The sequence below is a fragment of the Pantoea sp. SIMBA_079 genome, from assembly GCF_046940275.1.
Lineage (GTDB): Bacteria > Pseudomonadota > Gammaproteobacteria > Enterobacterales > Enterobacteriaceae > Pantoea > Pantoea borealis.
Map to the genome: position 1 here is coordinate 1 of NZ_JAWRYR010000802.1, position 243 is coordinate 243.

The 243-nt window shown below is 56.8% G+C and carries 1 protein-coding gene; it reads right to left on the minus strand.

Annotated features, from left to right (window positions below; all coding sequences use genetic code 11):
* On the minus strand, positions 1 to 243 hold a 243-nt coding region (locus SB719_RS22155), incomplete at both ends, for a DNA polymerase (protein ID WP_412160034.1).

A 243-nucleotide genomic window follows, 5' to 3' on the forward strand; every position in this document is an offset into this window, starting at 1 on the left:
GGTCTTTTCGACTTCATTATCAGGCACTTCGAAGATCAGTTCATCGTGCACTTGCAACAACATGCGCGCGGCAAGATTTTGCTCCGCCAGCGCATCTTCCATGCGGATCATGGCGCGGCGGATAATGTCGGCGGCGGAACCCTGTATTGGCGCATTGATGGCAGCGCGCTCGTTGAAAGCGCGGACCTGCGGGTTGGATGCCCTGATATCGGGATAATGCGCACGGCGGCCGAAAATCGTTTC